A 25,736-nucleotide genomic window follows, 5' to 3' on the forward strand; every position below is an offset into this window, starting at 1 on the left:
TTATAATTACTTAATCTCTTGGAGCTACATTAGCCTGAATTGTCAATAATTCAACTACGTTTTCTGTGTTCGTAGTCAATGTAATTGTTTTCTGTTGAAGTCCTTGTTGACTTTGTTGAAAACGCACTTTAATTTTAGAAGTCTCACCAGGTTTAATAGGTGTTTTTTGATATTCAGGTACAGTACAACCACATGAAGCTTCTGCATTGATAATCACTAAATCATCTTCTCCTACGTTTGTAAGTTCAAATTCAGTGTATACAGCATCGTTATTTTTCACATTTCCAAAGTCGTGAGATAATCTATCAAATTTAACTTTAGGAAATTTAGTATTCTTAACTTGAGATTCTACTTTGTTGGCGTTTTCTACGTCAATTCTTTTAGTAGCATCTTCCTTTTTACCGTCACAAGCAACCGCAAACAAGGCTACTGTACAGATTAACAACAAGCTTTTCTTCATTTTTTATTGTATTTTAATTTAAAGTAATCCTTTTCCTACTTTGTTTAGTCTTCCTTCTTCAGCATAAGCTTTAGAAATACCGTCTAATACTCCGTTGATAAAAATACTACTTTTTGGCGTAGAATACTCTTTTGCAATCTCTAAATATTCATTAATTGTCACTTTAACAGGTATACTATTAAATTTTAACATTTCACAAATCGCCATACGCAAGATAATTGTATCTATCTCCGCGATACGATCAGCATCCCAGTTAGGAGTTTTGTCTTCAAACTCTCTAAATAATTCTTGAAAGTTCAAAATTGTCTTTCTGTACAAATTAGTTGCAAAATCAGCATCTTCTTCGTCTTTGAAAATCTTTGGAACAAATACTTGGGTATCTCTTTCCTTTAATTTCTTCAATTGCTTTTGAATCAAAGTATTAATCACAGGTAAATCATCTAACCAAGTTAATTTATAATCTTCAAAGAAAGAATATATTTTTTCGTTGGGAGCAATGATTTCAGTGAAAATATCCACCACAAAATCGCGGTCATCTTCAAATGTCACTGAAGACTTAGCCATATATGATTTGTAGATATCACTTTCCTTGATTTCCTCAAGTAACATAGTGATATAGTTGTCATATACTGACCACTGCGTTAACTTCTTCTCCTCCAACTTAGAGGTAATAGATATAGAGTTCTCTAATAAAAGAAGTACGCTATTTTCGATAAGTCTTTTGTTTGGATTGCGTTCTGCAGATGTAGCTAAATGTTTTTTCTGTGCTATAGAGATATATTCTTCCTCTTTCTTGCGAACCTCTACTAAGGTCGTTAACACTAACAAGTATAAATCTTGTACGTCTTCTATACTATTGTTTAGAAACTTCTCTCCTACTTGGATATTTTCAGAGTTACTTTGTTGCATCATATAAAGTGATTGCATAACCTTTATACGAATGTGTCTTCTGTTTAACATGCTACTTAAGAACTTTTTATAAATTTGTTGTTGTTTTCTTATAACAGCGCAAAGGTAGTAAAATATACTTTTAATCAAACAAGAAAGATGCGATGAGTTATTTTTTAACGATATTTTTAGTAAATTATTAAATCTCTTAAATTCTATCTATTCTATAATACGCTATCTTTGCCTTTTGCATGGTCAAAACAAACAAATTACAAAGTGTTTAATAGTTGAGAATATCAAAAAGAGGAAAAAACGAGACAACAGTGTATTCCCTTGATTTGCAAACCCTAAAACACTTTTTAAAACATGAATAGCAATAGTTATTTCTTGTTAATTATAACCACAAACAACAAGCCTTATCAAACCAATGAGTGCATTAAGTCATCTAAATAAATATTTTTACAAATATAAATCGCGTTTTATTATAGGTGTTACTATTACTATTGTAGCACAGATATTCACCTTATATACTCCTAAACTTGTTGGGGACTCCATTCGTACACTTGAGCAAATCGATGCCCTACACAAAGAGACGGTCATTAAACTATTGGGGCAAAATATCTTCTGGATTTTAGTCACAACCCTCATTGCAGGTTTTTTAACTTTCTTGATGAGACAGACCTTAATCGTCATGTCTCGTCACATCGAATTTGATTTAAAAAACGAAGTATTCAAGCACTACGAAATACTCACCCAATCCTTCTACAAACAGAATAGAACCGGTGATTTAATGAATCGTATCAGTGAAGATGTAGGAAAAGTTAGACAATATGCAGGTCCCGCAGTGATGTATTCGATCAATACACTGATCAGGTTTGCGGTTGTATTAACTCAGATGTATTTAATCTCACCTCAATTGACTTTTTATTCGCTGTTGCCATTGCCTCTTTTAGGTTACTTTATCTTTAAACTAAGTAGACAGATTAACGAAAGGAGTTCTATATTTCAAGCAAACCTATCTCAATTATCCTCTTTCACACAAGAGATTTTCTCTGGAATAAGAGTAATTAAAGCGTATGCTATTGAAGGAGAAAAACAAGAGGACTTTAAAAAACTAACCCAAGAGAGTAAAGAAAAAAATCTAAAACTTGCCAAGACAGGTTCACTCATTGGCCCGCTTATGATTTTTTTAATCGGATTGAGCAACTTAGTTGTAATCTCCATAGGAGCTATCATGTATTTTAATGGACAGATTCCCGATATAGGAATCATTGCCCAATTTATACTATACATCAATATGCTTACTTGGCCTGTTGCATCACTGGGATGGGTATCCACGATGATACAAGAAGCAGAAGCCTCGCAAAAACGCATTAATGAATTTTTAGATATTAAACCTGAAATCTACAATACAGCAAAGGAGCATACTCCTATTGATGGAAAAATTGAATTTCAAAATGTTTCTTTTACTTACGATGACACAGGTATAAAAGCCTTAGACAATGTTTCTTTTACATTAGAAAAGGGCGAAACACTTGCTATATTAGGTAAAACTGGTTCAGGAAAATCAACTATTTTATCCCTAATTGCAAGATTATACGATATTGAAGATGGCAAAATACTCATTGACAACAATCCTATAAAAGATTGTCACTTAAATGATTTGCGACAATCTATTGCTTTTGTGCCCCAAGATGCTTTTCTGTTCTCTGACACAATCAGCAATAATATAAGATTTGGAAAAGAAGATGCAACAGAACAGGAAATTATAGAAGTGGCAAAAAAAGCCGCTGTTCACGAGAATATCATCTCTTTTGACAAAGGTTACAATACCGTGTTAGGAGAAAGGGGATTAACTCTTTCTGGGGGGCAAAAACAACGTGTATCGATAGCGCGCGCACTGATAAAAGAGTCACCTATACTCATCTTAGATGATTCACTCTCAGCCGTAGATACAGAAACGGAAGAAAATATCCTAAAGAGTTTAGAAAAACACAGTAAAAACATAACGACTTTAATCGTTACGCATCGTATTTCATCAGCTAAAAACGCAGATAAAATAATCATCCTCGAAAACGGCAAAGTCATAGAGAATGGTACTCACGAAGAATTAATAGCCAAAGAAGGCTATTACAATGAGTTACATCAAAAACAACTCAGCGAAAAAGAATTATTATAAAAAGTTGGTTTATTAAGTTTTTTTTTAGACTTTTGAATACTATATATGAACAAATCAATTAATTGATAAGAAGGAATTATGAGAGATAACGAAATGTTAGAAAAAGAGGAGATTTTCTCTAAAGTACTAAGAGCTGGTAGAAGAACTTATTTCTTTGATGTTAGAGCAACGAAAGCTGAAGACTTTTACATTACAATTACAGAGAGTAAAAAGTTTACAGAAGATGATGGATCATTCCACTTTAAAAAACATAAAATCTACTTATACAAAGAAGATTTTGGTGCCTTTAGAGAAATTTTAGATGAGATGACAAACTATGTTATCGACAAAAAAGGTGAAGAAGTAATTTCAGAAAGACATCAAAAAGATTTCAAAAAAGAATATCAAAAAGATGAAGTAAATTCTTTCACGGATGTAAGTTTTGATGATATTTAATGATATTAAAACTAAAAATTTAAAGTCTGGTTCAGTTGAATCAGACTTTTTTTATACCTTTGTTTTACAAATATAGGCAATGATGTCTGCCTCGAACCGCTTAAATATGCTGATGACGTCTATTAAAAAAACAGTATAACTACTATTTAATAGGCTATGGCATATCATTTTTTAACTACCTTAAAAGCGGGATTATCTAAAAAAAACATTGTAATTTACTTTGTAAAGTGGACCATACTAAGTGCGGTAATAGGTTCTTTCATAGGAACTACATCAGCTTTATTCCTCTATCTTCTCGAACACATCACTGAATTTAGATCACACCATATCTACTTGCTCTATTTTCTACCCATAGCTGGTTTTTTAATAGGCTTGCTCTATTACTATTATGCAGGTAGAGCTAATAAGGGCAACAATCTCTTGATAGATGAATATTATACACCAAAGGCTATCATTCCCTTCAAAATGGCTCCTTTAGTGCTTTTAGGTACACTAGTCACTCACTTGTTTGGAGGGTCTGCTGGTAGAGAAGGCACAGCTATACAAATGGGAGGAGCTATTGCTGATCAATTTTCAAGGCTATTTTCCTTGTTTAGCATCGATCGAAAAACAATCCTCCTCATTGGGGTAAGTGCAGGTTTTGCTTCAGTTTTCGGTACTCCTATAGCTGGAACCCTATTTGCCTTAGAACTCATGCTTGTAGGTAGAGTAAAATACAAATATGTCTATCCTGTCTTATTATCTGCTGTAATTGCACACATTATATGCCTACAATGGGGCATCACCCATACAGCATATAAACAAAACACTACGCTCCCTTTTGACCTATTATCTATAGCTAAAGTAAGCTTAACGGGAGTTGCCTTCGGTCTTGCAGCAATAATCTTCATAAAACTTACAGATTTCTGTAACAAAACATTAACTAAACATATAGTCTATCCTCCACTTAGACCCTTGATAGGTGGTACAATATTTGTTTTACTTATATTGATTATCGGAGATTTCAAATATTTGGGATTAGGTGTACCGACAATAGAAGAATCTTTTTTTGTGCAACAAAGTGCAGAAGTGTTTTTGCTAAAGATAGTCTTTACAGCCATTACGCTTGGTGCAGGATTTAAAGGAGGTGAAGTAACGCCTTTGTTTTTCATTGGAGCTACATTGGGAAGTTTTCTTTCTATCTATTTAAATATACCAGTGGATATCTTGGCAGCTATTGGTTTTGTAGCTGTTTTTGCAGGGGCAACCAAGACACCATGGGCTTGTACACTTATGGCAATCGAACTGTTTGGAATTGAGAATGCGCTCTACTTTGCATTGGCGTGTTACATTGCTTATCAAGTTTCGGGTAGACAAAGTATCTATAAGTCGCAAAAGTGGCCTTAGAAAAACACCAATATCTAATAACAAATTAGAGTATTCTTCGTAATCAAATATCATATTACCAAATAATTATATAATAAAAAGATAAAAATTATGAATTTGATATTTTTACCTGTTTTCACTAACAAAATAATAATTACAAAAACTCGGTAAATTCAAAATCTTTGCTACCTTTGCGACGATTTACACTTAATTAATTGATTGATTTGACTATAACAAATCAATGATTATTTGAGTGAAAATTTAAACTAATAACCGTAATAACATTTACAAACTAAACAACAATTAGATTGCATTAAATTCTATTTTATGTTTCACAAAAAATTCCTAAACAGATTTACTTTTGGACAATTGACAATTGCATGTGTGGTACTATACTTAGCATATTCTATTCTCTCTTTAGTCCTTAATCCAAATTCAATAGCGGCTATTGTTAACACAGTAATTTCTGGATTCTTAGCAATCCTTACAATTATTGATTTGAAGCAGACAAAACATACGATACGTAAAAACTATCCTATATTCGCTCGTTTTAGATATATGTTCGAATCTATTCGTCCTGAAATGAGACAATATTTCTGGGAAGGTGAGTTAGATGGAAGACCATTTAATAGACGTGAACGTTCTATCGTTTACCAAAGAGCGAAAAACGAGAAACAAACTGTTTCTTTTGGTATGCAAGATGATCCAAATAGAATTGGTTATGAGTGGGCATCTCACTCTGTATATCCAAAAAGAGTAAACGACACTAACTTTAGAGTGACTATCGGAAGCGATTTATGTTCACAACCGTATAGTGCAAGTATATATAATATTAGTGCGATGAGTTATGGTGCTTTAAGTAAAAGAGCGATTACAGCTTTGAACGAGGGTGCTAAAATTGGAGGATTTGCTCATAACACAGGAGAAGGAGGTATTAGTCAATACCACCGTTCAGGAGGAGATCTAATTTGGCAAATCGGTACAGGATACTTTGGTTGTCGTAATGAAAAGGGATTCTTTGATGATGCTTTATTTGAAGAACGTGCAAACTACCCTGAAGTAAAAATGATTGAGATTAAATTATCTCAAGGTGCTAAACCAGGTCATGGTGGATTGTTACCAGCTGAAAAAAATACAGAAGAAATTGCTAAGATCAGAAGTATTGTACCTCACACAACAGTACACTCTCCTTCAGGTCACACTGCATTCTCTAATCCAACTGAATTAATTCAATTCATTGCTAAATTGAGAAAGTTAGCAAATGGTAAACCAGTTGGTTTCAAAATATGTATTGGTAGAAAAGATGAATTTACAGCTATAGTAAAAGCAATGGTTGAAACAGGAATCCACCCAGACTTTATCACTGTTGATGGTGCTGAAGGAGGTACTGGAGCTGCTCCACTTGAATTCATTGACTATATGGGTATGGCGCTAAACGATGCTTTAGTGTTTGCTAATAAAACTTTAATCGAAAGTGGATTAAGAGATAAAATTAGAATCTTAGCATCAGGACGCATCATCTCTGCGTTTGACATTGCAAAAGCAATGGCATTAGGTGCAGATGCTTGTTATAGTGCTCGTGGTATGATGTTCGCTTTAGGATGTATCCAAGCTTTACAATGTGATAGTGGTCACTGTCCTGTAGGTATTGCAACACAAGATGAGCAATTGTACTCTGCTTTGAATGTAACTGACAAGAGAAAACGCGTTGCTAACTTCCATGCTAATACAATGAAAGCTTTAGGTGAGTTTATTAGTGCATGTGGATATGAAAAACCGGTAGAAATTGACCCAAAAACTTTCCACAAACGCGTTGATCACGGAGTTAATAAGAGTTTCCAAGAGATGTATTTTGGTGAACTAGATACAAGAAAAAAGAGTTAACTAACTTAACCATCAAAATATAAAGACCACAACAATTTGTGGTCTTTTTTTTATAATATACACAGCACCAAAAAGTAATAAACATTGAAAATAAAGCCTAAACACTGGATTACCTTAATAGTTCTATCGCTTGTATGGGGATCTTCATTCATACTGATAAAAAGAGGATTAGAGTATTTCACTCCCATACAAGTTGGAGCCCTGCGAATAACTTTTGCAGGTATCTTCCTATTGCCTATCTCGATTAAGCATATAAAGATAATGCCCAAAAAAACGTTTCATTGGTTATTCTTAACAGCAGTCGTAGGAAGCTTTATTCCGATGTTCTTATTTCCTATTGCTGAAGTACACCTTCACAGTTCTATTGCGGGAATACTAAACGCTTTGATGTCTATTTTCGTCATTGTATTAGGTGCCTTATTCTTTAAGTACAAAACGCATTTAGGTGAAGTCACAGGAGTTGTTCTTTCTTTCATAGGAGTTATCTTACTCTTACAAAGTCCAGAAACAGCGACAGTCGTTCCCAATGAATGGTTCTACCACTTATTGCTGATTATAGCCTCACTTATGTATGCCTATAGTGGATTGTTAACGCAAAAATATATGGGAGATATTCCCCCAATTGTATGGACCGCTTTTATTGAGTTTGTTCTTTTAGTTCCAGCTCTTATCGTGCTAATCAGTACTGGCTTCTTCCAAACAATATGGGATCACCCTGAAGCGATACAAGGAATAGGCTTCGTATTTCTACTGGCTTTCTTCGGAAGTGCGTTGGCAAATATATTTTACTATAAGTTGATAAACGAAACAAATGCAAGCTTTGCTTCATCTGTATCTTTGCTCATGCCTTTAATTGCCTTTGGTTGGGGATTACTGGATGAAGAACACTTAGGTATTATGCAAATTATAGGCGGCGTACTCATTGTAGCAGGACTATACTTTGGTAGAAAAGAAATAAAAATAAAGAAAAGCAAAAGGAAGTTAGTTTAAAACTAACTTCCTTTTGCTTTTATCTAATTAATTATCAAATGGTAAGTTATCTAAATCAACATTACCTCCTGACAATATTATACCTACTTTTTTTCCTTCGAAAAGAGGACGCTCTTTAATTAGAACAGCAAGTGCTACAGCACTACTGGGCTCAACAATAATCTTCATTCTTTCCCAAATCACACGCATAGAAGATACAATCTCATTCTCTCTCACGCGAATAATCTGCTTTACTCCTTCTTTAATTATTGGAAATGTAACATCGCCTAATTGAGTTCTCAAACCATCTGCTATAGTATTTGTAGAACTGTTGCATTGAATAACACCTGATTCGACAGAGCGATAAGCATCATCTGCTTCCAAGGGTTCTCCTCCATAAACTTCAATTCCCGGTTTGCCAAAGTTTTGAGCGGCTAAGATAGTTCCTGCCAAAAGTCCACCACCACCTACTGATACAATAATTACATCTAAATCTGGTTGGGACTCCAATAATTCCTTAGCAGAAGTACCTTGCCCTAAGATTACATTAATATCATTTGAGGCATGAATAAAAGTAGCTCCTGTTTCCTCTATCATATGATTGCAAACGCGCTCTCTTGATTCCATAGTCGGAGCACATTCTACAATTTCACCTCCATACATCAAGACTGCATTTCGCTTTACATAGGGAGCATCATGTGGCATGACAATATAACATTTTACATTGAGTTTTTTTGCAGCTAAAGCCAATGCTTGAGCAAAGTTACCAGAAGAATGCGTAATTACACCTTTGCTTCTTTGTTCATCACTTAATTGCAAAATGGCATTGGTTGCACCTCTCATCTTAAAGGCTCCAGCACGCTGAAAGTTCTCACACTTAAAATAAAGGTCATTTCCTAAAAAATGTTCTATATGTCCTGATTCCATAATAGGAGTATGATGAATATACTCCTTTATGCGTTCATGACAATCAATTAATTCTTGTTTCATAGCCTTTAGTCTATTCTATAACAGAAAAAAACTCTCAATCTATGCGATTGAGAGTTATATGTTTATTCTTATTATTTAACATCTACTAATTCAACATCGAATACTAAAGTTGCATGTGGTGGAATAACACCTCCTGCACCATTTTCTCCGTATCCTAAGTAAGAAGGAATTACAAATCTTGCCTTATCTCCTACTTGTAATAACGAAATACCTTCATCCCATCCTTCAATAACATATCCTTGTCCTAAAGGAAATTCGATTGGCTTTTTGCGTTTGTATGAATTATCAAATTCTCTACCATCAGATAACGCTCCTTTATAGTGTACAGAAACAGTTTTACCCTTTTCTGCTTTTTTTCCATCTCCTTTCACAATCATTTGGTAACGCAATCCACTTGTAGTTCTCTCAAACCCTTCAGAAATAGCATCAACAGCAGCATCAGCTTTTTGCTTAGCTTCCACTAATCTTCTTTCACGAGCCCCTTCAAAAACTCTAAAAGCTTCAACTGCATTCCAACTTTTTGCAGCATCACCTTCTCTAATGATTTCGATTGAATCGATAGAGTCACCTTGTGCAATAGCATCTACAACATCTTGTCCTTCTACTACTTTACCGAAAACAGTATGTTTACCATCTAACCATGGTGTTGCAACGTGAGTAATGAAAAATTGAGATCCATTTGTTCCAGGACCTGCATTAGCCATAGATAATACTCCTGGTCCATCATGTCTTAAAGTAGCGTGAAACTCATCATCGAATGTGTATCCTGGACCACCTGTACCTGTACCTTGTGGACAACCACCTTGAATCATGAAGTCTGGAATTACTCTGTGGAATTTCATTCCATCATAGTATGGAGTTCCTTGTGCTTTAGCACTATTTTCTAAATTACCTTCTGCAAGAGCTACAAAGTTCCCAACTGTTCCTGGCGTTAAATCCTCAGTTAATTTCACAAGGATTGTTCCTTTTGTAGTATTAAATTTTGCGTAAATACCGTTTTCCATTACTTTGTTTATTTTTAATTTATAATGCCTTAATAGGCAAAATTATGACTAATTATTCTTTTTGGATACTAAAAATATGATAAAAGATAGTACTGCCAAAAGCATACCTCCTAAGCATACACCTGCCCATCCAAAATACTTCCACAAATATAGACCAAAAGCTGAGCCAAAAGCCGTTCCAAGGAAACTAAATGACATATAGACAGTATTCAAGCGATTTCTCGCTTCTGGCAAAAGTGAATATATACGGGTTTGATTTGACACGTGAATAGTCTGCAACCCTAAGTCAATCAAAATTATACCTATAATAATCCCTACAACTGAACTACTAGATAACATAAAAATGATAAAACTACAAAATGTCATAACTATGCCATATAGAATTAATTTCCTTGCTCCACCAGATCCACCAACTTTACCCACTAAGGGTGCTGCAAATGCTCCACATGCTCCTATCAAACCGAAAGCCCCAATAAGCGCACTATCATAACCAAAAGGCTCGTTGTGCAACAATAAAACCATTGTAGTCCAAAAAACACCAAATTGAGCAAATGCCAAACAAGTAATTAAAGTGGATTCTCTTAAAATAGGTTGCTGTTTAATAAGTGTAAACATTGACGTATAGAGATGACTCACACTACCTTGAAAATTGGGTTTATTGATTGGCAATCTAAACTGAATTGAAATAACAATGAGTAAACTAATCACAGTTGCTATCCAAAACATTCCTCTCCAACCAAGCCATACACCAACAAAACCACTAAGAGTACGAGAAAACAAAATACCAATTAACAATCCACTCACTACCGTACCAATCACTTTCCCTCTCTGTTCGTCAGAAGAAAGACTTGCCGCCATTGGCAAGACTAATTGAGGTACTATAGAAGTTGCTCCAAGGACAAAACTAATGACTTGTAGCCAAACAAAATCGTTAATAATAGCTGTCAATGCCAAAGCTATTGTAGCAAAAATAGTGGTAATAGTAATCTGTTTCTTGCGTTCTAACTTGTCCCCCAGAGGAATCATTAAAAACATTCCTATTGCATACCCTGCTTGTGTCAGGTAAGTTAAAGACCCCGCAGTTTCTTCTGTCACTTGGAAATCTTCTGCTATTAGAGGAATTAAAGGCTGACAATAATATAGGTTAGCAACAATTAACCCTGTAATTGCTGCCATAAAAAAAACGTTTGACTTTGATAAACTCATAAATGCAAAAATAAAAATATATCACCTAACACAGTATACCACAAAGTTTATAATCTATAATATTTACAATAAATGCATAGAATCTATAATTCTTAATATTTTTATTACCTAAATTTCATCTCTTATATTTGCAAAAAATAACAACTTGAAAAACTTTGTCTTTTTAATTGTCGCTATTATCTTAGAAGTAATAGCTACCTCTACACTAAAAAAGAGTGAAAACTTTACCAAACTACTTCCTACTGTAATTACTTTGGCAGGGTATGCTGGTGCATTCTATTTTCTAAGTCTTACGCTGCGAACAATCCCTATTGGCATTGCTTATGCCTTGTGGTCTGGTATTGGAATTGTCTTGGTGACTATTACAGCATACTTCATCTACAAACAAAAACTAGACTTAGCTGCTATAATAGGAATCGCCTTTATCATTATTGGTGTAATAATCATTCAACTCTTTTCAAAAAGCAGTGCACATTAATAGCGTTTTGTTTACTTAAAATAGCATTGTACATTTGCACAAATTTATCAAAGAATTATGCGTATAGATATTATCTCAGTATTACCAGAAATCATCGAAAGCCCTTTTCAAGCTTCAATATTAAAGCGAGCAATTGCAAAAGGACTTGTAGAAGTCCATTTCCACAACTTACGTGATTATAGTACAAATAAACACAAGAATGTAGATGACTATCAATTTGGTGGTGGTGCTGGAATGGTAATGAGTATAGAACCTATTGATAAATGTATCTCAGCCTTAAAAGCCGAAAGAGAATACGACGAAGTAATCTATATGACTCCTGATGGTGAAACACTCAACCAACAAATGGCCAATGGAATGTCTATGCTAAAAAACATTATTATTCTATGTGGACACTACAAAGGAGTTGATCAACGTGTCAGAGATCATTTCATCACAAAAGAAATATCCATTGGCGATTATGTACTTTCTGGAGGTGAATTAGGAGCAGCTATACTATGTGATGCTATTATCCGTTTAATCCCTGGAGTACTAAGCAATGAAACTTCTGCCTTAACAGATAGTTTTCAAGATGACTTACTGGCACCTCCTATCTATACTCGCCCATCTGAATACAAAGGTTGGAAAGTACCAGACATTTTACTAAGTGGTAATTTTGCTGCAATTGACAAATGGCGTGAAGACATGGCCTATGAACATACCAAAAACAGAAGACCTGATTTATTGAACAAAAAATAAAATATAAAGCTCCACAAGTTACTCCTTGTGGAGTTTTTTTATACCTATTTTATCTCACGGAAATACCTCTTTATATTTCTTCCTCCACTATACTTAATCTTCCTCTCATAGTAAAGTTTTAATTCGAATAAATATATTAAGAAGTACGTCCTTTAGTTTGTGAACTAATCTTTCAGTATCAAACCCAATAGACCTACTGACAAATACATGTTCAACTTAACATGAACTCTACACGAAAGTAATCCTGAGCTTATCAAGAAAGTTCCATACGCTATTACACTATATTTTTGCCTTTAAAAAATTGTTTGGCATACCTCCTACTGCCCTAAAAACATCGTCAATTGAATAACAAAATAGCAGTGCATACAAGCTCTGCTATTTTATCTTATGTATGCTGTATAGTATATCCACTTACTCTGGTCTTATCACACCAGAAAATATAACACAATCCTCCACTGCCATAATACACCTCTCCGCCTTCTACATCGGGAATCTCAGAATCTAACTGCATAATGAAGTTCATCTTCTCTCCACTAATTGGACAAGTTAGCACTTCTCCGCTCTGCACCCAAGAAGGCTCTCCGCCTATTCTAAATAAGTTCTCTCGGCTATTCGCACTTGCCCAAGATTGAAATACCCAACGTGCATCAGTAGGTGCTATCTGTACTTCTGTCGGTACCATCGCTTTCTCCTCTACCCACTCAATCTTCATCAAATCTCCAATTTTATGAGGGATTCCCTGCTCATCGTGCTGATAAAACACCACACCATTTTCATTTAGCTCCCGTAAGTGACAACCTAAAACCAATTGAGGTAAGCTAATTGGCAACCCCACTGGTATAGGATTAAGTGTTATCATATGCATAAAGGGATTATTATCATCCTCAGTAAGATATCCTCCCATTTTATAAGTTGTAGATAATGGTGTTCCATTCCACGTAGGATGATCTGTACGTTTTAAATGTACTGCACTTGGCTTGTTTAAATACTTCGGTTCAAACAAAATATGATACGTTTGATCTGAACAGTACCTTTTTACCTTTCCATGTTCTCTACACAATCCCACCCCTTCTAAATAACCATCGATATAATCTGATGAGCTCACATAAGTGCTCAATTCTAATTCTAACGCATGTGGAATAAGGCTTTCTATAGTAGCGATATCCCTTGTCTCTACCAATCCATTAAACAAGTGTATCTTGGTTTCTAAATCAGTATTTGCGCTTAGAAAACGCTCTAAATAAGGAGCTATTAGTTCTCCTGGCAAATTGCGCCAATAGTAATCTGCGTAATAGCTATCCCCATTGGGATTGAGCAAGATTAAATCGTCTATATGTGAATGCAGTATATGAGGTAACTGAATACTCGCATACTCAACCACACTCTCTGCTACAGCACTTTCTTTTTCTTTTAAAATATCAATTGCTATTTTTACTAATTGGCCAAAGTCTTCCTCATTGACATAACTTAATGCACTGTGAAAAAGCGTTGAATCCTTCTCATTATTCGTCAGAAACTCTAAGCAGAAAGCATATATTTCTGCTTCGTCCTTCATTAATCCTCTTAATTGATTATAAACATCAGGAGTTTTCCACTCTGTCAATTTAAAATCTATGGCTAATTGTTGTCCTTTGCTCATATAATTATACATTTAATAAAGCGTCTATTCTTCGCAAGGCTTCCTCTGTCGAAATTCCATCATAAAAGTCTTTTATAAAGATAGAATCTCCCTTTTGATGAGGCAATATAGTAGGTATTCCCTTGCTATTATCTACCTCAACATTCGTTGGCAAAGCAAATGACGTATTGGGTGGATAATTAGGTAAGTTAGTCACTAACCAACCGAAATAAGTTGTCTTATACTCCTTGTCTTCATAGTGTTCATAGTAGTCTTTCATACTCTCTTCACTTAAACTTACCCATACACCATAATCCAAGTATTGACAAGCATCGTACACATATTGTGTCAACACACCTCTCAAATACCAATGTGTTCCTTCTTTATCATCTATACAACATATTTCTTTAGTCAATTCAGCCTGTTCTTTCTCTTCGGGAGATAAGGCTAAATAAGGGTCAGGTGCTTGAAACACCAAGGCAGGCCAATCCTCGTGTTCTTGTCCACAATCTGCACATATATATTTCATTAGAATGTTCCGTTATCTATTATAAATTGTTGATGTTCTGTTATTTCTCCTTCTAAAGATTCTATCTCTCTATAGATCAGTTCCTCTATACAAAAGGCAATTACTGTTCTACTCCAAGACTCATTTTGTAATTCTACAATTTGTCCATACGTCCCTGTATCACTTGGATCAGTATCTATCAGTAAATAATCTCCATTCTTTCCTTCTGCAAAGGGAATCCACTTCGGATTAGCATATCCTGTACACTTAAGTCGGGTATCATAATCTGCAACTGTATCCTCATCTACCTCATCATCATCAAACAGTTCATTGATACTCTCCCATTCATCTGCTATCTTCTCAAAAGGCAGTAGATCATAATCCCATCCGTTGGCATGCAAACTTAAAGCTGAAGTAACAGCATTCCACTTGACATTCCCTATTTTATAGAAGTTGACTAAAATAGCTGGTAACTCTACTTCGTCTAATTGTTCTACGACAGTGTCTAACTGCTCTTGAGTAATACCGTGAGTTGGGTTATAGTATTTATTATCTGCACCAACCCTATTCTCTATTGCTTTTTTCCATTCATACCATACCGCCTCTAAATACTCGAAATTTTCATCTATAGGAAGTAATGCTACTTCTTCTTCCTGTATCTCTTCATAGGCTTGTAAAGATAGTGAATACAGTTCTCCTTGTCTGATATTATACCACACCGTTACATCATTAAACCTGAATGCACCTGCATCATCTGTATCCCAAAGTTTGATACGCTCAGACTTATGCTCGTTATAATACTTCATTGCATCTGATTCTCCATTCAGGTTTAATTGACCTATAAATACTGATATCACAGCCGATGTATAATCTTTTACTTTATAATTTACTTCTATGGTATTAATACTTATTCTATCTTTTGAAAAAGCCCTTAATCCCAATGTATGCCAAATATAAACATCGTTATACTCGCCTGTGAATACCTCAGGCACTCCAAATAGTGCGTACAAAGCTTCTTTTGCTATAGGAAAACTGTATAGATTACCATTTATCTCAAACCCTCTTGATGTAAAATCAAACTGTAGCATGTTTCTTTTTATTTTGGGCTAAAATACCATTAATTTCAAATAATAAAGTCACTGAATACATGGAGGAATTTATTATTTTTATAAAAATATCAACCATGAAAACACTTACACTAAAAACAGATCGCTTGATTTTAAATCAACCTCACTTAGGCGATGTCTCTAGTCTTATAGAAATTATGAGAAACCCTGTGTATAGTCAAAACACAACTAATATCCCTTTTCCTTATACTGAAGCAAATGCTTCTTTTTGGGTGAACTTAGCTTTAGAAGGGCTAAAAGAAGGAGATAAATACATCTTTGCTATCCGATTTAGAGATAACCCCAGTATTATCGGAGGTATCGGATTAGGAATAGATACAGCCAATAACAAAGCTGAAATGGGCTATTGGTTAGACGAGCAATATTGGAATAAAGGATATATTACAGAAGCTGCAAAAGCGTTACTTTAATTTGGTTTTGAAACACTGCATTTAAAGCGAATATTTGCTTCTCACTTCTCACATAATGAGGCATCAGGAAAGATTATGCAAAAAATAGGAATGCAAAAAGAAGGAGTATTAAAGGCACATACACTAAAGGACAATGAATATCTGGATCATGTGTTTTATGCTATTATAAACGAAAAGAGCGTTACTACCCCGTAGGTTTAGTAACGCTCTTTATCTCTATAAGACTGTTTAAATCTTACTTATCTTTACATTTTGCGTTTTATTATTGGTCATATTTATTGTTAAATCACCATCAGTTGCAATATTGACAGTCATGGACACCTCTCCATTAATTGATTCAAAGTATTTATCCTTCATATCGTACACCACCACTTTGCTCTCTTTTCCTTTCATCTCTGCAAATTTCTCTGAAGTGCTTTCTGAAGTAATTAAAGATTCAATTAATAGGTAAGCCTTGTTATTCTCTATTTTGGTTAACTTTACACTTTCTTTTACTGTTAACAAAACTTCGTTTTCAGCAGAAAGTTTGACTTTCTTTTGAGCTTCCGAATCGAAAGTGTCATTTACTTTAATTGGAGTTTCAGGAAAACCACTACTGTTGAACAAATCATCTAATAGGGTTGTTAGATCTTCCTCTAAACTTGCGTATTTTCCATTGAGTTCTTTTGTTAGTTTCAACCCTTTCTTGACATCTAAAGTACCTGATGTGAATCCCTTAATATCTTTTTCTACATCTGTACTAACTAATGAATTAGCTTTAAATTCACGTGTTACAATATTGTCTAAGTCTAATGTAAAGTCTAACTTATTCTTCTTTGCCTTTATCCATTGCAGATTATAAGTAGTATTGTTCTCTGTTGTCTCATAAGTAGGAAACTCTGCTCCTTCTTTCTTCAACAATTCCACCATGTCTTTATCACCTAAGAGGTTAGTGATTGTGCTGTCTTTATCCTCAGAAGTTATCTTATAATTTGTATTTGCCTTCACATCAAGTTGTAAGACAACAGATTCTTGTGCCTGTAGTTGCATTGTAGCTACCATACAACCTACAAATAATAGTATTTTTTTCATCTCTTTTTTTATTAAATCGACTACAAGATACTTACTTTTTAACAAAAAACAGCTTAATTAATTTTATACTATCTGCTATTTCCAAGAGTTTATAGCAAACAACAAGCTATGCAAATCCTGTTGTAAGGTTCTTACACTGGCTTGCAATTCATTATTCATATCAGACATTAGATGAATGTCATCAGATTTAAAAAATCCACCATGACCAAAGTAACGTTCCTCTTCTTTTTTACTGACTTCTTCATCAAATGCAAATAATAACCATCTATTCTTAAGTGTTTGTATTAAGGATAGTTTTCCTTCATTGCTAAACGACTTGTCATTCAGTACTCTCCAAACAGTGGCTGGAAAAGCATTGTCAACATTATTCTCTTTCCAGACGTTTCCGATTAGACTGCGATAATTCACTAATTCCACTTTTTTGCCTTTGGGGTTCAACAACATGAAACCTAATCCCGTACCTACAACACCACATGCTATATTCAATCCTTTATTTGTATTGTCATTTGTTATCAAAGCTGTAGATAATGTAACAGCTGCGCCGATCGCGATAGATGCTACTGTAAGTTGAGTATTGGTAGTTCCGTTTTTAGCATCTAATACCCTTGCCAATTGATCATATCGCTCCCCATTACAATTAAGTTCCGCTGCTAAAGCATCTAATTCCGTTTGAAAAAGTTGAGTGATAGCAATCATCTGTTGTGTTGCTTGCATTTTTTCTAAAGTATCCTCACTATGCAAGTATTTAGCCAATACTGGTACCAACCCTAAATGGGATGCTAATGTATAATCGTGTTCAGACAATTTCTGAGCGACTAACTCATCTTTAAAAAGCCTCTCTTCTTCAGTTGTATTATCCAAATAAACAATATTAGGAGCGCAATAATTCTGTTGTAAAGCTGTTATTTTTGAACTTTTTATTACGGATGAACAAGAGGACATCACAAATATAAACAGCATACCAACCAATATATTTGACTTAAGCATAACTTTTTATTTTTAAACAAAAATAGTTAATTAAAGTTAAAAAATATGAATTAAAACAAACAACAACCCAATTAACAAACAGTTATACTAAGCTTTAATAATATCACTATAATCAATAATAAAACAATGCTCTTACTTCAACTATGCACTTGAATTTCTAGATAAACACATTAATCCTCGTATTGGAATTAAATCCATAAAAGACGTTTATACACTCCAAATTCATTCATAAAACAATCAAAAACGACAATGACTATGCTAAGAATCTTATTATTTCATCGATCACTTCTTCTGGCTTTTCTGATAATAAGAAGTGTCCACATTCTTTGAGTTTTACTAATGTTAGATCATTAGTACTAAGAGGTAAAGACATTTTCAATATTTCATAACCGCATCCTTGCAAAACTTAAAACATCATAAATGTGAAATTCTTCATGATTTAAAACACAACTGCACTAATCCGGCAGCTTAACCTTATGGGTATCCCATTCTTAATTCGTAAATTTGGACAATTAGAATTGTATAACATAACCTTATAAAATGAGTTTTTTAGAGATTGCTAAAAGCAGATACACTACCAAAAAATACGATGCGACTAAGTCTGTTACTACAGATCAATTAGAACAACTAAAACAAATTTTACAACTTAGTCCCTCATCGATTAACAGTCAACCTTGGAAATTTACAATTGTACAAAGTCCTGAGCTAAAAGATTTACTTGCCACGAAGTCTGCTTTTAATGAGCAAAAGATAAAAGATGCAAGTCATCTGATTGTTTTCAATGTACTCAGTACAAAAGAAAACTACGAAAAACTACGCTTAGCAAATGCAGCTGAAGGTTCGAAGATGTATTACAACAACTTTTTAAAACCTAAATCAGAAGAAGAAGTTACAGCTTGGTTGAAGAATCAAGTATACATCTCATTAGGTTTCTTTCTTGCAGCTTGTGGATCAATGGGTATTGATGCAACACCAATGGAGGGAATTGACACTGGTGAATTTGACAAAATTATCAACCAAGACGGCATTTACAAAAGTACTTTTGCTGTTGCAATTGGACATAGAGATAGTGAAGATGCTAACCAACCAAGTCAAAATCCTAAGACGCGTTTAGCACAAGAAATAGTAATTGAAGTAAGGTAACAATCATTTCGATCACCCGTGACAATTACATTCTGTATCAACTTGTAAAAACAGACAATTAAAACACCTAACAAATAGATTAGCAGCGAATTACAATTTAAAAATAATTCATCAGTTTTTCTATTTTATTTTATATATTTGCACTCGATTTAGATCAACCTCTGGCGAGGTCCGTGTATGTTGCTCTGAACAATAACTATTATACATTTTTTACAATGGCAGATTTAATGAAATTCGTTCAAGACGAATTAATCGCAAAAAAAGACTTTCCAGAATTCAACGCTGGAGATACTATCACAGTTTACTACGAAATTAAAGAGGGTGACAAAAAAAGAACTCAGTTCTTTAAAGGAGTAGTTATTCAAAGAAGAGGACATGGTGCTACTGAAACTTTTACAATCCGTAAAATGTCAGGTAACGTAGGTGTTGAGCGTATCTTCCCTGTAAACATGCCAGCTTTAGAGAAAATCGAAGTGAACCAAAGAGGTAAAGTTCGTAGAGCTCGTATCTTCTACTTCAGAGAACTTACTGGTAAAAAAGCAAAAATCAAAGAAAGAAGAAGATAATCAACTTTCTAAGAGTTATAAAAAAAGAGATTGTACAATGTGCAATCTCTTTTTTTTATGTCTTAAATGTCGAAAAAAAAGCTATACAGAATCTGTATAGCTTTTCAAAATCAAATTATAAAACCATTTATTTCAACTTATAACGATTGTCATACGTCTGAGTATCAATCAACTTATAATAAGGATCAATCCCCACTTCACTTGGCTTCTCATCTACTATAATTGTAAAGTCATTCTCTATGGCACTTATCTTAACCTTCTGTAGATAAAGTACTTTCTCTGCATCACCTTTTGACTCCACAACTTTATTGTCAATCGCAAAAACACCTACTTCTACATAGTCTCTTAAACGGATAGATTCCTTAACTTCCCCATTACTATCTTGATAGAAGATTTTAGGTGGACCATCTTCATCGTAAATCTTCTCACCTTCATCGTTAGAGCGATACTTACTGACAATTGCTCTAAACTTAACTTCATACTGACCATTCTCAAGTTGCTTTACCTCAGCCTTTTCTATATAATTGTCATACAAAGTAATTGTCTCAAACATATCTTTCACCATATACTTTAGAGAATCAGGAGTTGCTAAATAAATATCATCAACTAATTCCTTTGCTACAGTATAAGGAGCTTCTTGAAAGGCTACTTTCTTAATATACTGTTTAAGAACATCATTAAACACTTTATCTCCTAAATAATCACTCATCGTATAAAATACTACAGAACCTTTGTTATAGTGAATATACTGTTGATTCTCATTATACATTAAAGGAAATTCCTTTTTAGACTCGTTTTTTCTACTCATCAAATAAGAATCTAAAGCCACCTTCAGGAACTTTCGCATCTGCCCTTTGCCGTATTCTTGCTCTAAAACTTTTAAGGAGCTATACTCTGATAAGCTTTCAGATAACATCGTAGCCCCTTTTACATTGGCCCCAATGACCTGATGAGCCCACCACTGATGAGCTACTTCATGTGAAGTAACTGAAAAAGGATAATCTACTGCATCGTTATTTGATTCATCTACTTTTGCTATAAAGCCAATTGTTTCCGAGAATGGAATTGTATTTGCAAAAGACTGTGCAAATGCTCCCATAGTCAAAGGAAATTCAATGATACGCACTTGTTTATGCTGATATGGACTAAAATTCTCAGTGTAATAATCTAAAGATTTTTTTACTCCCTTAATCATTCTATCTATATTATAGTCATGCCCTTTATGATAGTAAATTTCAATATTTACATCATTCCATTTCTCTCTTTTCACTTCATATTTAGCCGAATTATAAGCATAGAAATTCAACATTTTCTGATCCATCTTATAATGGAAGTAGTTTCTATCCTTGTCAACCCATTGCTTTTCTAAATAACCTGGAGCGATTGCAATCTGATCAGAAGAAGTACTTACAGTTGTCTCAAAAGTTATCCAATCTGAATCACTCGATATATAGGTATTAGCTAAAGCATTAGGATCCGTTTGATCAGCCAAACGTTCTCTCTCTGGTAAATCATACTTTTGGCGCACATTATTGTCCGAAAGTTCACGCTGACGTTGATACCCGATTTGAGGAAAATGACCATTATTTATAAAAGTACCATTTTCTAAAACAGGTGAATTAGAACGAATTAACGTATTGGGTTTATTCTCAACTACAAAGTGCATATTAACAGCATCGCCTGGCTTAAGACTTTCTCGCATTTTATATAACTGATACCCACTGATACTATCAATAGTAACTAAATCAGCACCATCAATACTAATTTGATTCTTATAATCAGTACGACAGTTTATCAATAGCGTATCTATAGCCTGCGTTGTCTTGTTCTTTAGGATGTATTTTCCTTGTGCTTTAAAGTCCCTTGAAGCAGGATAAATATCCATGTCAACCTTAACATCTACTATTCTCGGCTGGGCTAATTGTTCATACTTCTTATATTTCTTTTCAATATCAACTGTCAGAAGCTCTATATCTTTAGCAGACCTATAAACATTCAATACCTTATTCTCGTAGTATAAATAACTACCTAAGGCAAGAAATGCAACAAGAAAAATAGCTGTTGGGATTACGATGATGCTTGTTGCTCTGTCTTTTGCAATCGCAAAGCGTTCTTTGACTCCAGCAAAACCACCTCTTCTCCAAAACAGCAAGGTTAATCCACTAATAAAACACACAAATAACAACCAATAAAGTGCATAAATATAAAACTTACCAACACCTACACCATAACCATCCATATCTGAATATCTTGGGGTAGGTAAATCATTAAAGTAAAAGATAAGCTGTTCAATCCCCAATTTGCTGATATAATTCCAACCTATACTCATCGTCAAAAGAGCAAAGAAACCTACAATATAGTTTCTAAAAGCACTTTGAAATGCAATACTCATCAACGCCCATATAATAAATTCTATCCACTGGAAACCTAATAAGTCTTTAAAATACAGTCCAATCTCAAAATTATAATACCCCTTATAAGCTTGTATTGCAACACCGGCAAACAAAATAACCATCAACAGCGTAAACTGCATGAATATTAAGGCGATAAACTTTGATGCAAAAAACACCCAGTTAGGAGTTGAAGTTGAATCTATTAAAAGATTCATTCGCGATAAGATACCTCTATGAACTAAAATTCCCGCCCCTAAAAAAGTATTGATTAAAATAAAAAACTGAAATGTAGACCCTGGCACTTCAAGCATTTGCCTTGTTACTGGATAAGTCTCCGTTCCGTACATCATAGATAAAACCGATGCAACAGACATCATAAACAATAACCCTACTCCTACTAAAATCAGGAATACATTATTCTTTACCAAATGAACATAATCTAACTTCGCAAACGAAAAGACGTTCTTCAATTGTTGAACAAACGAGAAATTATACGTTACTTTAGGTAAATTGATTAGGTATAAACCTCCGAAATTATTCTTTGTCACTCTTTCTCCTTTCTCCTTTTTGGCAAACGAAAGCGTAAAACCAAACTGAGAAAATTGAAATACAATTCCCAAGAACAATAAAAACAACAATGATATACTAATCCAGATCAAACGATTATAGATAAACCACTGTTCTAATGGTAAACTATTGTTGTTTATATCATATATAGTCCAATATTGCGTATAATAGCTAATTGCTTGCTGACCTGAAGGATCTAACAGAGAAGCTACTACACGATATTCTTCCTCTCCTGCAAGCGCATTGACAAAGCCCTTGAACACCATGATAACTAATATAAACACAAAGCCAATGTATACATTGCGCGAAAGCGTAACTAATACAAAGACAATACTTCCCATCAAGAACATATTTGGAATGATACTATACAAATATACTTGCATATAGTTCCAAAACAGATTAGGCCCGAGCAAGTCTGAATTAGCCATTGGTGATAAAGTCGCTAAAAAGACACCTAAACCAATCAAAAAAGAAATACTTAAGGTAACTGTAAAGGCGCTTAAGAACTTCCCTCCTAAATAGTCAAACTTTGAAAAAGAATAAGAATACAGAATATTGTGTACATTATACTTGTAATCTCGATAAATAGAAGCTCCTATTATAGAAGGAAACAAAAAGTACAACAGTGAATTAAACGACTCTATTATGTTGTTAACCATAAGTGGTGAATTCATCTTTAACAGTGATGCTGTTGTCGCTTTTACTTCATCAAACACACCTATGCTACTTGCCATTACAAAAAAAGACAATACGAAAAACAACACAGCATATACGTAGAAAACCCAACTCTTAAACCATCGTTTAAGCTCAAATGAATAAATAGTTCCAAACATAAGCTTAATCCTTTTTAAGTGCTACAAAATACACATCTTCTAAATTTGGCTTTACTTGCACAAATCCTTCTGTTTGCAAAGACTCAGTTGAATATACACGTATATTTATTCTGTTGTCCTGATTGTACTTACTCGATAAGATATTCAACTGCTCATTATAAACAATAGCTTCCTCTCGACTAACCTCTTTATTCCAGATTAAGCCTTCTAATTTTTGTTCAGCTACACGCGGCGTATTACGCTCAAGTAATCTACCACCATTTAATATAGACATCTCGTGGCAAAGCTCATTGACGTCATCAACAATGTGAGTAGAGAAGATAACCGTATTATTTGTACCAATCTCTCTTAGCACATTTAAAAACCTATGTCTTTCTGCTGGATCAAGACCCGCTGTAGGTTCATCCACGATAATCAACTTAGGGTCATTCAACAACAATTGAGCGATACCAAAGCGCTGTTTCATTCCTCCAGAATATCCACTTACACTTTTATTTCTCACCTCAAACAAATTAGTAACCTCAAGTACTTTATCTACAATTTCTTTGCGTTGTGATGTATTTGACACCCCTTTCAAGCGAGCAAAATAATGAAGTAAATCTAATGCTGACATATTGGGATAAACCCCAAAATCTTGTGGCAAATACCCCAATAATTTCCTAAACTCATTTTGTTGTTCTAACACATTGATATCACCAAAATAAATACTTCCAGTATCTGGCTTTTGCAACGTTGCTATGGTTCGCATTAAAGAAGATTTTCCAGCACCATTAGGACCTAATAAACCAAACATCCCTGCACCAATTTCTAAGTCCAAATTATCTAATGCTCTTACACTATTTTTGTAAGTTTTACTTAAGTTTTTAATTACTAATTTCATAATAACACTTTTGATTGTACTCTATAAGTAGCAATTTATTAAGTTTTGTTACAAAATATTAGCACATTTATCTTTTACACTTTACCACTTAAAAGAATACATAGCCTTCAATCCGAATGAAGCAGTATTGTAATTCACTTTCTTACCCAAGGCTTCTACCAGAGAATTAAGGTGCAAAGGCTCATCTTCATTATCAGTATACTCAATTAGCATTGCTCCCTTTTCCTTAAATTTAGAAGCTTGATTATTCAATCCAACATCAGCATAGAGTCCAAGATACAAGCTTTGTCGAAATGCAAATTCTCTTTTAATTCCTACTTCAATAGTCCATGAAAGGCGATTAGCTAACTTTACATTCTTTGATTTTTGCAATCTGGAAAAATCACCTAACCCCATAAAAGAAGGGTCATTTAATTCTATAAAATACTCTTGCATTTCAAGGGAAGTGCTGACGTTTCTCCATTGAATATCAACTTTACTATTAGCAGCGAAAGAATATGCGAAACCCGTGCGAATAGACACATCTACTTTACCTGGAATGATATATTGAATACTGATTGGAATACTCACATTGGTAAACTCCCATTCCTCAACATAAGACTCCCCTTTGTACTTAAATATGTTCAATTTACTATCATCGATATAGCCATTTTGCGCAATACCTTTAGCATCATAAGCAATATTATTCTTACCTATTTTTGTTCCTATACCCAGTGTCCAATAACGATTTAAGTAATAATCATATCGAAAATCTACTCCAAACTCCGCTTTAACTTTTCGATCAAAATTTTGAGGAACACTGCCAAACAGAAATCCTACACCTCCTCCTATACCTACTGCAGCCTCGTGTTTGTCTATTACCCATTTCTCTTGGGCAAAAAGGTTTGTCTTGCCAGTAAACAAAAATGCAATAACAAAACACACAAAATAAGCAACTGAATTGAATTGTAATCTGAAGTACATACCCATAGTTATTTTAGTTAACACTTGTTTAAAAAATCTTTTCCAATATACAGATAGGATTCTCAACTACAAAT

22 protein-coding genes, 1 pseudogene and 1 riboswitch are annotated in these 25,736 nt (G+C 34.1%); of the genes and pseudogenes, 10 read left to right on the forward strand and 13 right to left on the reverse strand.

All coding sequences use genetic code 11. The features are described 5' to 3' along the window. Positions 1–10: 10 nt before the first annotated feature. Both GJV76_RS06055 and nusB read right to left on the reverse strand, forming a co-directional pair. Positions 11–460 (reverse strand): DUF1573 domain-containing protein, encoded by a 450-nt coding sequence (locus GJV76_RS06055; protein ID WP_155091745.1) that lies wholly within the window; start codon positions 458–460, stop codon positions 11–13. 18 nt (positions 461–478) lie between these two features. After that, complete coding sequence (gene nusB / locus GJV76_RS06060; RefSeq protein ID WP_155091746.1) at positions 479–1,420, reverse strand: transcription antitermination factor NusB; 942 nt, start codon at positions 1,418–1,420, stop codon at positions 479–481. 355 nt (positions 1,421–1,775) lie between these two features. Here nusB and GJV76_RS06065 point away from each other — a divergent pair, with 355 nt between their 5' ends. From GJV76_RS06065 to GJV76_RS06085, 5 genes are all read left to right on the forward strand, one after another. Continuing rightward, positions 1,776–3,527, forward strand: a complete 1,752-nt coding sequence (locus tag GJV76_RS06065; RefSeq protein ID WP_155091747.1) for an ABC transporter ATP-binding protein — start codon at positions 1,776–1,778, stop codon at positions 3,525–3,527. A 78-nt stretch (positions 3,528–3,605) separates the two neighbouring features. After that, positions 3,606–3,962, forward strand: coding sequence for a PUR family DNA/RNA-binding protein (locus GJV76_RS06070; RefSeq protein WP_155091748.1), 357 nt, complete (start codon positions 3,606–3,608; stop codon positions 3,960–3,962). A gap of 66 nt (positions 3,963–4,028) precedes the next feature. Continuing rightward, positions 4,029–4,091: riboswitch (Fluoride riboswitch) on the forward strand. 27 nt (positions 4,092–4,118) lie between these two features. Further along, positions 4,119–5,348 (forward strand): voltage-gated chloride channel family protein, encoded by a 1,230-nt coding sequence (locus GJV76_RS06075; protein WP_155091749.1) that lies wholly within the window; start codon positions 4,119–4,121, stop codon positions 5,346–5,348. Positions 5,349–5,654: 306 nt separating this feature from the next. Beyond that, a complete protein-coding gene (locus tag GJV76_RS06080; RefSeq protein ID WP_155091750.1) occupies positions 5,655–7,211 on the forward strand; it encodes an FMN-binding glutamate synthase family protein in 1,557 nt (518 codons plus the stop codon). An 84-nt stretch (positions 7,212–7,295) separates the two neighbouring features. Next, complete coding sequence (locus GJV76_RS06085; RefSeq protein WP_155091751.1) at positions 7,296–8,201, forward strand: DMT family transporter; 906 nt, start codon at positions 7,296–7,298, stop codon at positions 8,199–8,201. 27 nt (positions 8,202–8,228) lie between these two features. Here the strand turns inward: GJV76_RS06085 and GJV76_RS06090 are convergent, their stop codons facing one another. From GJV76_RS06090 to GJV76_RS06100, 3 genes are all read right to left on the reverse strand, one after another. Next, positions 8,229–9,170 (reverse strand): pyridoxal-phosphate dependent enzyme, encoded by a 942-nt coding sequence (locus tag GJV76_RS06090; protein ID WP_155091752.1) that lies wholly within the window; start codon positions 9,168–9,170, stop codon positions 8,229–8,231. A 71-nt stretch (positions 9,171–9,241) separates the two neighbouring features. Continuing rightward, the gene (locus GJV76_RS06095) at positions 9,242–10,174 is read right to left on the reverse strand and encodes a peptidylprolyl isomerase (protein ID WP_155091753.1); all 933 of its coding nucleotides are present in this window, start codon (positions 10,172–10,174) and stop codon (positions 9,242–9,244) included. Positions 10,175–10,222: 48 nt separating this feature from the next. Continuing rightward, the gene (locus GJV76_RS06100) at positions 10,223–11,380 is read right to left on the reverse strand and encodes an MFS transporter (RefSeq protein WP_155091754.1); all 1,158 of its coding nucleotides are present in this window, start codon (positions 11,378–11,380) and stop codon (positions 10,223–10,225) included. A gap of 145 nt (positions 11,381–11,525) precedes the next feature. On the opposite strand from GJV76_RS06100, the gene GJV76_RS06105 reads away from it, so the two are divergent. Further along, positions 11,526–11,858 (forward strand): DMT family transporter, encoded by a 333-nt coding sequence (locus GJV76_RS06105; protein WP_155091755.1) that lies wholly within the window; start codon positions 11,526–11,528, stop codon positions 11,856–11,858. A 57-nt stretch (positions 11,859–11,915) separates the two neighbouring features. Further along, entirely contained in the window at positions 11,916–12,596 is a 681-nt protein-coding gene (gene trmD / locus GJV76_RS06110) for a tRNA (guanosine(37)-N1)-methyltransferase TrmD (protein ID WP_155091756.1), read from the forward strand. A gap of 385 nt (positions 12,597–12,981) precedes the next feature. Here trmD and GJV76_RS06115 read toward each other — a convergent pair whose 3' ends face one another. The 3 genes from GJV76_RS06115 to GJV76_RS06125 are packed head-to-tail and all read right to left on the reverse strand — an operon-like array spanning position 12,982 to position 15,810. Continuing rightward, complete coding sequence (locus GJV76_RS06115) at positions 12,982–14,235, reverse strand: hypothetical protein (protein WP_155091757.1); 1,254 nt, start codon at positions 14,233–14,235, stop codon at positions 12,982–12,984. Between the two features lie 4 nt (positions 14,236–14,239). Beyond that, entirely contained in the window at positions 14,240–14,743 is a 504-nt protein-coding gene (locus tag GJV76_RS06120; RefSeq protein WP_155091758.1) for a DUF2199 domain-containing protein, read from the reverse strand. After that, a complete protein-coding gene (locus tag GJV76_RS06125) occupies positions 14,743–15,810 on the reverse strand; it encodes an SMI1/KNR4 family protein (protein ID WP_155091759.1) in 1,068 nt (355 codons plus the stop codon). The genes GJV76_RS06120 and GJV76_RS06125 overlap by 1 nt, the downstream gene beginning before the upstream one ends. 95 nt (positions 15,811–15,905) lie before the next feature. Between GJV76_RS06125 and GJV76_RS16165 the strand changes: the two are divergent. Continuing rightward, positions 15,906–16,454, forward strand: a pseudogene (locus tag GJV76_RS16165) (GNAT family N-acetyltransferase). A gap of 33 nt (positions 16,455–16,487) precedes the next feature. Here the strand turns inward: GJV76_RS16165 and GJV76_RS06135 are convergent. Both GJV76_RS06135 and GJV76_RS06140 read right to left on the reverse strand, forming a co-directional pair. Beyond that, a complete protein-coding gene (locus tag GJV76_RS06135) occupies positions 16,488–17,330 on the reverse strand; it encodes a hypothetical protein (protein ID WP_155091760.1) in 843 nt (280 codons plus the stop codon). Positions 17,331–17,405: 75 nt separating this feature from the next. Further along, positions 17,406–18,317 carry a hypothetical protein gene (locus GJV76_RS06140; protein WP_155091761.1) on the reverse strand — a complete coding sequence of 304 codons (912 nt, stop codon included), beginning with the start codon at positions 18,315–18,317 and terminating at the stop codon, positions 17,406–17,408. Positions 18,318–18,857: 540 nt separating this feature from the next. On the opposite strand from GJV76_RS06140, the gene GJV76_RS06145 reads away from it, so the two are divergent. Together GJV76_RS06145 and rplS are read left to right on the forward strand one after the other, a co-directional pair. Next, the gene (locus GJV76_RS06145) at positions 18,858–19,460 is read left to right on the forward strand and encodes a nitroreductase family protein (RefSeq protein WP_155091762.1); all 603 of its coding nucleotides are present in this window, start codon (positions 18,858–18,860) and stop codon (positions 19,458–19,460) included. Positions 19,461–19,675: 215 nt separating this feature from the next. Beyond that, complete coding sequence (gene rplS, locus GJV76_RS06150; RefSeq protein WP_155091763.1) at positions 19,676–20,026, forward strand: 50S ribosomal protein L19; 351 nt, start codon at positions 19,676–19,678, stop codon at positions 20,024–20,026. A gap of 127 nt (positions 20,027–20,153) precedes the next feature. On the opposite strand, the gene GJV76_RS06155 is transcribed toward rplS, so the two are convergent. From GJV76_RS06155 to GJV76_RS06165, 3 genes are all read right to left on the reverse strand, one after another. After that, entirely contained in the window at positions 20,154–23,819 is a 3,666-nt protein-coding gene (locus GJV76_RS06155) for an ABC transporter permease/M1 family aminopeptidase (protein ID WP_155091764.1), read from the reverse strand. A 4-nt stretch (positions 23,820–23,823) separates the two neighbouring features. Next, on the reverse strand, positions 23,824–24,699 hold the full coding sequence (locus GJV76_RS06160; protein WP_155091765.1) for an ABC transporter ATP-binding protein: 876 nt from the start codon (positions 24,697–24,699) through the stop codon (positions 23,824–23,826). 81 nt (positions 24,700–24,780) lie between these two features. Continuing rightward, complete coding sequence (locus tag GJV76_RS06165; RefSeq protein ID WP_196216217.1) at positions 24,781–25,662, reverse strand: outer membrane beta-barrel protein; 882 nt, start codon at positions 25,660–25,662, stop codon at positions 24,781–24,783. Positions 25,663–25,736: the final 74 nt, after the last annotated feature.

Origin of the sequence: Myroides albus (genome assembly GCF_009711045.1) — a bacterium.
Classification (GTDB): Bacteria; Bacteroidota; Bacteroidia; order Flavobacteriales; family Flavobacteriaceae; genus Flavobacterium; species Flavobacterium album_A.